Genomic DNA, 6634 nt, shown 5'->3' with positions numbered 1-6634 from the left:
TGTAAACGCTCAAAATTCATTATTTTTAAGTAATAATAATGATGATTCAATGTATCAAGTCTCATTAATGCAGGCTTTCATGCATGGAGAATATGATGGAGTAATCACTGTAGGCGATTTCAAATCACATGGTGATATAGGTCTTGGAACATTTGAAGGAGTAAACGGTGAAATGATAGTCTTGGACGGTGTTGTTTATCAGGCCGCCTCTGACGGAAGCATTAATGTCATGTCAGATGATGAAAAAGTACCATTTGGTACAATCACCAACTTTGATGAAGATGGAAAAATAGATAACATTACTGCAAAGGACTTTGACGATTTAACCAGTCAATTGGACAAGGAAATCACCAAATATGGTACAAACAACATGTACATAATCAAAATCACAGGTGATTTTTCAAAAATTACCGTCAGAAGTGTTGAAAAGCAGGAAAAACCATACAAAGAATTCACCGATGTGGCTGCAGTGGATCAAAAGATATTTAACCATACTGAACAGACTGGAACAATTGTAGCAGTGTATTTCCCCGATTATATGAATGAATTGAACATGCACGGCTGGCATCTTCACTTCCTGTCTGATGACAAGACAAAAGGAGGTCACGTCCTAAATTTAACCGATTTCAATGGATCAGGTCAAGTTGATGAAATCCATGAATTCAAAATGATACTTCCAACCGATGATTCATTTGCAAAAATGAATTTCACCGAAGACATGACCAGCAAAATCAGTAGCGTGGAATAACTCTTTTGAGTTATTCTCTTTTTTCATTATTTTTTAGAATAAAACAATTTTGAAAATTATTTATTACCATAAATAGGAGAATAATGAGTCATGAAATACAAAAAAAAGCATAATCATATTAGTGCTTGCTATTTTTTTATTCAGTATAACTAGCGTATGTGCCAGTGATGCAAACGATACTTTAATAGAATTGCCACAAGCAGATGCTGATGAAATAGTGTTTGTTGAGGAAACTGAATTAATCAGTTTAACAGAAAATGAAGAAATAACACATGAGGAAATGTAGGAACATTTTCTGAATTGCAAAATAATATTACTGAAAAATATGGCTCAACATTAATATTAACTAAAGATTATGAATCTGGAGACGATTTTGAGTCTAATGGAATCATTATTAACCAATCAATAACAATTGATAGGCAAGGCCATAAAATCGATGCACAGGGAAAATCAAGAATATTCAAAATAACTGCAGACAATGTAATACTGAAAAATATAAATTTCATTAATGGTAACACAACAATGCAAGGTGGTGCAGTTCACTTTGAAAAATCTGGTACTGTGAGTGATTGTAATTTCACAAACAACAAAGCAACATATATTGCTGCTTTTGGTGGGCAATCTATATGAATTCCGGTTATGTGACCAATTGTAATTTTGTTAATAATTATGCATATAATGACGGGGTTTCTGTTTTCTTCATGAATGATGGTGTTATGACTAATTGTAATTTTACAGGTAACACTGCAATGTATGGTGGTGCAGCTTACTTTGGTTATTCAAGTTCTGTTAATGTTGTAGATTGTAATTTTATAAACAACACTGCAACATGAGAGGGCAGTGCCATATATATGGATTCTGGAAGTATTAAAAATTGCAATTTCGCAGATAATGCTGCAGAATATGGTGATGCTGTTTACTTAAATAATGCAAGTAGTTTAATTAATTGTAATTTCAATAATAATTCTGCAAGTGAACTTGGATGTACTGTTTACGTTTACGGTGAATGTAATTTAACTGATTGTAATTTTACTAACAACCTTGCTTCAGATGATGGTGGTGCTATCTATACTGATTCTGGGTTTGTGACCAATTGTAATTTTACTAATAACTCTGCTAGTAATGGTGGTGCAGTTTACTTCTATAGTAATGGTGAAATGACAAATTGTAATTTCACTAGCAACAATACAACTCAAAATGGAGGTGCTACCTACTTCGATTAAAGTTCAAATAGTAAGACTATAAATAGAAGTTTAAATAGTAAAAATAGGAATAATTTTCCAGTGTTTAAAACGTATATTAGCTATTGAATTATTCAAAACAAAATAAATAATCTATTTCTGGTCTGGGGAGGTTATTTGTTGTCCGGTGTAGGTACAGCAACATTAACTGCAGCCATTTTGACCAGAAATTTCAATGAAAAATTTGATGAGGTCGAAGAGATGATTAAAAAGAATAATGATGATTAGTTAATTATTCTTTTATTGTTAAAAAATGTATAAGCTAATTATGTATTCATCAGGGAAAAAATGCATTATATGACCTTAGTTCTTTTTAATGTGATTTTAATTATTTGATTTAATCTGTTAATGTCGTAGGGTTTTGTAACATATTGATATAAGCATTCCACATTAGATTTTTCAAAAGTATCTGAATCTATGTATCCTGTTAGGTAAATAACCGGTATATTTAAAGGAGCAATTTTATTTGCAACTTCACTACCACTTATGTTATCCTTTAATTTAATATCCATTAAAATAATGTCAGGTGTTGTTTTAAATACTAGATCAATTGCATCCTGACCTTTATCTAAAATGCCAATGATTTCATATCCTAATTCTTCTAAGTTGTATTTCAAATCTAGGGCTGTGATTGCATCATCTTCAACAATTAATATCTTTTCATTCATAATTTATCCTCATTAATAATTTAAATGTCTCCTTATTCAGTTCATAGTGACATGTGAATGTATTTTAGCAATTGGTTAATTTGTTAAACATTTTTTTGTTAAATTAAAAAAATTTTTTATAGTTAACTTTTTCTTTTAAATCCAATAAGGGCAATCCTACTAGTTTGGCAGTTCGGCAGGCATGGTAATAATCATTCATTTTCCAAGGCCAATGCCTTTTGATAACTTCATCTCTCAATTCCAAAAGATTAGTTGAAATTAACTTTTCACATTTTTCTTCATTAATATATTTCCAGTATTCTACCTTTTCTGCCTTAAAGCAAACATAAACTCTGTAAAAACCTGTTATCTCCCATTGACAACCATCATCATTTTTTCTTGTTCTGGGTATTTTATACCTGCTTTTTTTATTATCTTCCTCAAAATATTCTTTTAAGATAACCATATCTAAAACCTATCTAATTTGTATTCAATAATCAATAGTGGTTTTTTTAGTTTTACTATTTTCACAATAACATCAACCACATTAATCTCTCCACTTATATTATCAACCCTTGTTCCAATAAAGCAGTATACAACACCCATAAAAAACACAAATTCAAAATAAAGAGTATTGTTAAAATAATCAATCATAACACTATCCAAAACATTATTTTTATACTCCAAATTTTCTAATTATTAATATTTCTCCAATTTCAGTTTTTACACGAATAAATATCAATTTGCATAATTAACATCTTCAGGTTTAAAACGTGAATTAGCTAATGAATTTTCCAAATCAAAATTAATTTTTTTGTATTCGTGCATTAAACAATTAAATAATTTATAGTTATTAAATCTTGTGGAAAACGAACCTTCTGTAATATAGGGAACAAATGTTCTGTTATAAAGTATATTTGCAAATATACTCACAGTTTTTGTGTATCAAACTTCAAAAATATAATAAAACAACAAAAAGGAAAATTATATCTTTAAAACGTATATTAGTTATTGAATTATTCAAAACCTAATCGCAAAAGTTTAAATTATAACTCTTTAAGTTCTTCACTTATGAGTTGATCATCCTCATCAAAAACCTGCTCTAAAACATGAGAAGCAACAACTTTATGGGATCTAACGAATTTACCTTCATCTTCCGTGAGATAAATCATAATTTATAATCCCATTGTGAAAAATGAATCATAAAGTTATTGATATGGTTGATGATTAGTATGTTTTTTGGTTGATGATTATTTTTTTTAAATTCCTTAAATTACTTATTTAATGATTTAAAGCATTTTAATGAAAAATAAAAAAATGGTGTTGGTTGATGATTAAGGTTGATGATTAACGTTTTGATGAAAAAATTTATTTTAATATATATTCTGTATTTCTACCGTTTCCAGTGCTTTTAATTAATTCTTTATTTTTCAATTTTCTAATAATTTTATAACTGGCCTGAGGAGAAATGCTTAACATCTCTTGAATATCCTTATTTTGTATATGCTTTTTTTCTTCAAGAAGAGTCAATACAGAAATTTCATTGGGAGTTAATTAAATTGTATTGTCATATTTTGATGTTATTTGAGCTAAATTCAATACTTCAGATTTAACTTTATCAATTGAATATAGCACTCCTTGACAGAAATATTCCAACCAATTTGTTAAATCATGGTTCTTATCTGCACTTTTCAGTGCATCAACATAAGCCTGCCTATCTTGATTGTAATATTCATCTAATGTGAAGTAGTTATCAATATTAAACTTATGGATTGACAGTATTAATGTTGCCATAAGTCTGCTGGTACGTCCGTTTCCATCTATAAATGGGTGGATACGTACTAATTCATAATGAAGGATTCCTGCGATAATGACCGGATACATCATCTGTTGAATTGTTTAACCAGTCCAATAATTCATCTATCAAACCCGGTACTTTATAAGCATCTGGAGGAATATAATTGATTTTTTTAGTATGTAAATTACCAATGAATACTCGTGTGTCTCTGAATTTACCTTCATATTCTGAATCTTTTAATAAGTATTTAGTGAGATCTTTATGCACAGATAAAATTGTATTTAGAGTAATGATTTTATCAGAATATTTATTTAAATTGTTTAATGCATTGAAATAATTTAATATTTCCTGTTCTGCTTTTGTTGTTGGTTTTTGATTGTTATTGATTAATGTTTTCACTTCATCTAAGTTTAAAGGATTCCCTTCAATTGATGTTGAATAATGTGAAGACTTAATAAGAGCATCCTGTTTCAATTTAGTGTCATATAAAGGAATTATTTTTGCATTGCTAATAATTTCTTTAGCTGAAGCTATTTCAGCAATATAATTTACAATTTTATTAGTGTACCTAAACTGCGGCTCTAACATATTATCAACTTATTTTTTAATTATTATAATTATATGTGGTTGATGATTAAGTATTTTTTGGTTGATGATTAATTTTTTAAAATTCATTAAATTACTTATTTCATGATTTAAAGCATTTTAATGAAAAATAAAAAAATAGTGTTGGTTGATGATTAAGGTTGATGATTATGGTCGAAGTCATATAAACTGTAATCTAAAGGTTGTTTGTTAGAAAAATTGGAATAATTGAATATTTGGTTTGTGAAAAATCCATACTGTATTGATGATATTGTATTCTTTAATCATAATAATATTTTCATACAGTCACAGTTTCAAAGCATTCATTATTGATGAAATTCATATCATATTAACTAATTTATCATGCAAGAGATTACTGAATTATTGGCATTCGATGGCCTGCCAAGTTATTTCAAAATTTTTCTCAAAAATGACATCATCATCATTTGCGGAAATTAACCAAAGACCTTGAATTCCCATATACATACTATGCAATGATTCTACAATATTTTCAGTTGATAAATCTTGTCTGATTTCATTTTGCATTTTGCCATCTTCGACAAGGCCGGTTAAAAATATTCTAATATCATTTCCGGTTTGTGAAATTATCCTGTTAACTTCATCATGAGCATAACCTGTTGCGGTTAAAAGAAGTATTACATCTCCATAATTAATTTTTTCATCGATGCTTTCAATTTCCACACCGTTTATGTATTGATGTAAAATATAAAACAATGTATCATGGATTTTATCCCTTGAGGACCCTTCAAGGAGGATTTCATCAAAATCTATTTTAATATAATCCACCATATACTTTTGTAAAATCGCTTCAAACATCTCACTTTTATCTGAAAAATAATAATATATACCACCAGTTGTCAATCCTGTAGCATCTCGAATTTCCCTAATTGAAATATCAATTGTACCTTTATTCAATATTAATTTAAGTGTTTTATCAAGAATCAAATCTTTGCTGTTCATCTAACCACATCATATTTTTAATAATTAATTATTCTCTGAATCTTATCTTTTCCCATTCAAAATTAAAATTACCTTCAAATGAGGAAACCATATCATCAAGTAAATATACCTCCCATTTATACTGAATTCCTACGTACATGATAAGTAATGACTCTGCAATGTCTTCGGCTGAGAAGTCTTGTCGGATTTCCTTGTTTTTTTGACATTCATTAATAATTTCTGTAAAAAATTCCTTCAATTCTTGTAAGGCACTATGCAGAAACTCCAGGGAATTTTCATGAGCAAAACCTTTTGCAGTTAAAATCAACAATATGAATCTGTAGTCTATTTCCTCATCAATCGATTCAATCTTGATTCCTGTTTGTTTTTGCTTAAAAATTTCCACCATAACATCATGGATTTTCTCCTTTGCATTTCCCTTTATCTGCCGGAGTTGGTCCATATTGAATTTAAAATAATTTATAAAATATCTTTCAATAATTTCATCATATATCTCTTCTTTATTTGAAAAATAGTGATAAATTCCACCGATAGCAATTCCTGATGCCTCACTGATTTGTCTAATTGAAACGATAGAGTTTTCATTTTCTATCATTAATTTTAAAGTATTTTCTAAAATTAATTTTTTTGTATT

The 6634-nt window shown here is 28.7% G+C and carries 14 protein-coding genes; 5 read left to right on the top strand and 9 right to left on the bottom strand.

Annotated features, from left to right (window positions below; genetic code table 11):
* The 5 genes from budA to IJ258_RS11415 all read left to right on the top strand — a co-directional run.
* On the top strand, positions 1 to 748 hold a 748-nt coding region (budA, locus tag IJ258_RS11435), incomplete at its 5' end, for an acetolactate decarboxylase (RefSeq protein WP_292807000.1).
* 121 nt (positions 749 to 869) lie between these two features.
* Positions 870 to 1034: a hypothetical protein gene (locus IJ258_RS11430; protein WP_292806998.1), complete on the top strand. Its 165-nt coding sequence runs from the start codon at positions 870 to 872 to the stop codon at positions 1032 to 1034.
* 14 nt (positions 1035 to 1048) lie between these two features.
* On the top strand, positions 1049 to 1378 hold the full coding sequence (locus IJ258_RS11425) for a hypothetical protein (protein ID WP_292806996.1): 330 nt from the start codon (positions 1049 to 1051) through the stop codon (positions 1376 to 1378).
* Positions 1375 to 1581, top strand: a complete 207-nt coding sequence (locus IJ258_RS11420) for a hypothetical protein (protein ID WP_292806994.1) — start codon at positions 1375 to 1377, stop codon at positions 1579 to 1581. Before IJ258_RS11425 ends, IJ258_RS11420 begins: the two co-directional genes overlap by 4 nt.
* Before the next feature lie 18 nt (positions 1582 to 1599).
* Positions 1600 to 1971 carry a right-handed parallel beta-helix repeat-containing protein gene (locus IJ258_RS11415; protein WP_292806992.1) on the top strand — a complete coding sequence of 124 codons (372 nt, stop codon included), beginning with the start codon at positions 1600 to 1602 and terminating at the stop codon, positions 1969 to 1971.
* A gap of 311 nt (positions 1972 to 2282) precedes the next feature.
* On the opposite strand, the gene IJ258_RS11410 is transcribed toward IJ258_RS11415, so the two are convergent.
* The 9 genes from IJ258_RS11410 to IJ258_RS11370 form a co-directional block, all read right to left on the bottom strand.
* Positions 2283 to 2657 (bottom strand): response regulator, encoded by a 375-nt coding sequence (locus IJ258_RS11410; protein WP_292806990.1) that lies wholly within the window; start codon positions 2655 to 2657, stop codon positions 2283 to 2285.
* A 103-nt stretch (positions 2658 to 2760) separates the two neighbouring features.
* A complete protein-coding gene (locus IJ258_RS11405; protein ID WP_292806988.1) occupies positions 2761 to 3102 on the bottom strand; it encodes a hypothetical protein in 342 nt (113 codons plus the stop codon).
* A gap of 2 nt (positions 3103 to 3104) precedes the next feature.
* Positions 3105 to 3290 carry a hypothetical protein gene (locus tag IJ258_RS11400; RefSeq protein WP_292806986.1) on the bottom strand — a complete coding sequence of 62 codons (186 nt, stop codon included), beginning with the start codon at positions 3288 to 3290 and terminating at the stop codon, positions 3105 to 3107.
* 392 nt (positions 3291 to 3682) lie between these two features.
* Positions 3683 to 3808, bottom strand: a complete 126-nt coding sequence (locus IJ258_RS11395; protein ID WP_292806984.1) for a hypothetical protein — start codon at positions 3806 to 3808, stop codon at positions 3683 to 3685.
* Between the two features lie 196 nt (positions 3809 to 4004).
* Entirely contained in the window at positions 4005 to 4166 is a 162-nt protein-coding gene (locus IJ258_RS11390; RefSeq protein ID WP_292806982.1) for a winged helix-turn-helix transcriptional regulator, read from the bottom strand.
* Between the two features lie 24 nt (positions 4167 to 4190).
* Positions 4191 to 4523, bottom strand: a complete 333-nt coding sequence (locus IJ258_RS11385) for a Fic family protein (RefSeq protein ID WP_292806980.1) — start codon at positions 4521 to 4523, stop codon at positions 4191 to 4193.
* Positions 4483 to 5022, bottom strand: a complete 540-nt coding sequence (locus tag IJ258_RS11380; protein ID WP_292806978.1) for a Fic family protein — start codon at positions 5020 to 5022, stop codon at positions 4483 to 4485. The genes IJ258_RS11385 and IJ258_RS11380 overlap by 41 nt, the downstream gene beginning before the upstream one ends.
* A gap of 378 nt (positions 5023 to 5400) precedes the next feature.
* Positions 5401 to 6000, bottom strand: coding sequence for a TetR/AcrR family transcriptional regulator (locus tag IJ258_RS11375; protein ID WP_292806976.1), 600 nt, complete (start codon positions 5998 to 6000; stop codon positions 5401 to 5403).
* A gap of 28 nt (positions 6001 to 6028) precedes the next feature.
* On the bottom strand, positions 6029 to 6634 hold a 606-nt coding region (locus tag IJ258_RS11370; RefSeq protein ID WP_292806974.1), incomplete at its 5' end, for a TetR/AcrR family transcriptional regulator.

The organism is Methanobrevibacter sp. (genome assembly GCF_017468685.1).
GTDB lineage: Archaea > Methanobacteriota > Methanobacteria > Methanobacteriales > Methanobacteriaceae > Methanocatella.
The sequence above is the reverse complement of the archived record's forward strand: the minus strand, read 5'-3'. Positions and strand labels throughout refer to the sequence as shown.

Bases quoted from the DNA above. Each gene is read 5' to 3' on its own strand.
- IJ258_RS11420 (WP_292806994.1), top strand. From the start codon at position 1,375: ATGAATTCCGGTTATGTGACCAATTGTAATTTTGTTAATAATTATGCA.
- IJ258_RS11415 (WP_292806992.1), top strand. From the start codon at position 1,600: ATGGATTCTGGAAGTATTAAAAATTGCAATTTCGCAGATAATGCTGCA.
- IJ258_RS11410 (WP_292806990.1), bottom strand. From the start codon at position 2,657: ATGAATGAAAAGATATTAATTGTTGAAGATGATGCAATCACAGCCCTA.
- IJ258_RS11405 (WP_292806988.1), bottom strand. From the start codon at position 3,102: ATGGTTATCTTAAAAGAATATTTTGAGGAAGATAATAAAAAAAGCAGG.
- IJ258_RS11400 (WP_292806986.1), bottom strand. From the start codon at position 3,290: ATGATTGATTATTTTAACAATACTCTTTATTTTGAATTTGTGTTTTTT.
- IJ258_RS11395 (WP_292806984.1), bottom strand. From the start codon at position 3,808: ATGATTTATCTCACGGAAGATGAAGGTAAATTCGTTAGATCCCATAAA.
- IJ258_RS11385 (WP_292806980.1), bottom strand. From the start codon at position 4,523: ATGATGTATCCGGTCATTATCGCAGGAATCCTTCATTATGAATTAGTA.
- IJ258_RS11380 (WP_292806978.1), bottom strand. From the start codon at position 5,022: ATGTTAGAGCCGCAGTTTAGGTACACTAATAAAATTGTAAATTATATT.
- IJ258_RS11375 (WP_292806976.1), bottom strand. From the start codon at position 6,000: ATGAACAGCAAAGATTTGATTCTTGATAAAACACTTAAATTAATATTG.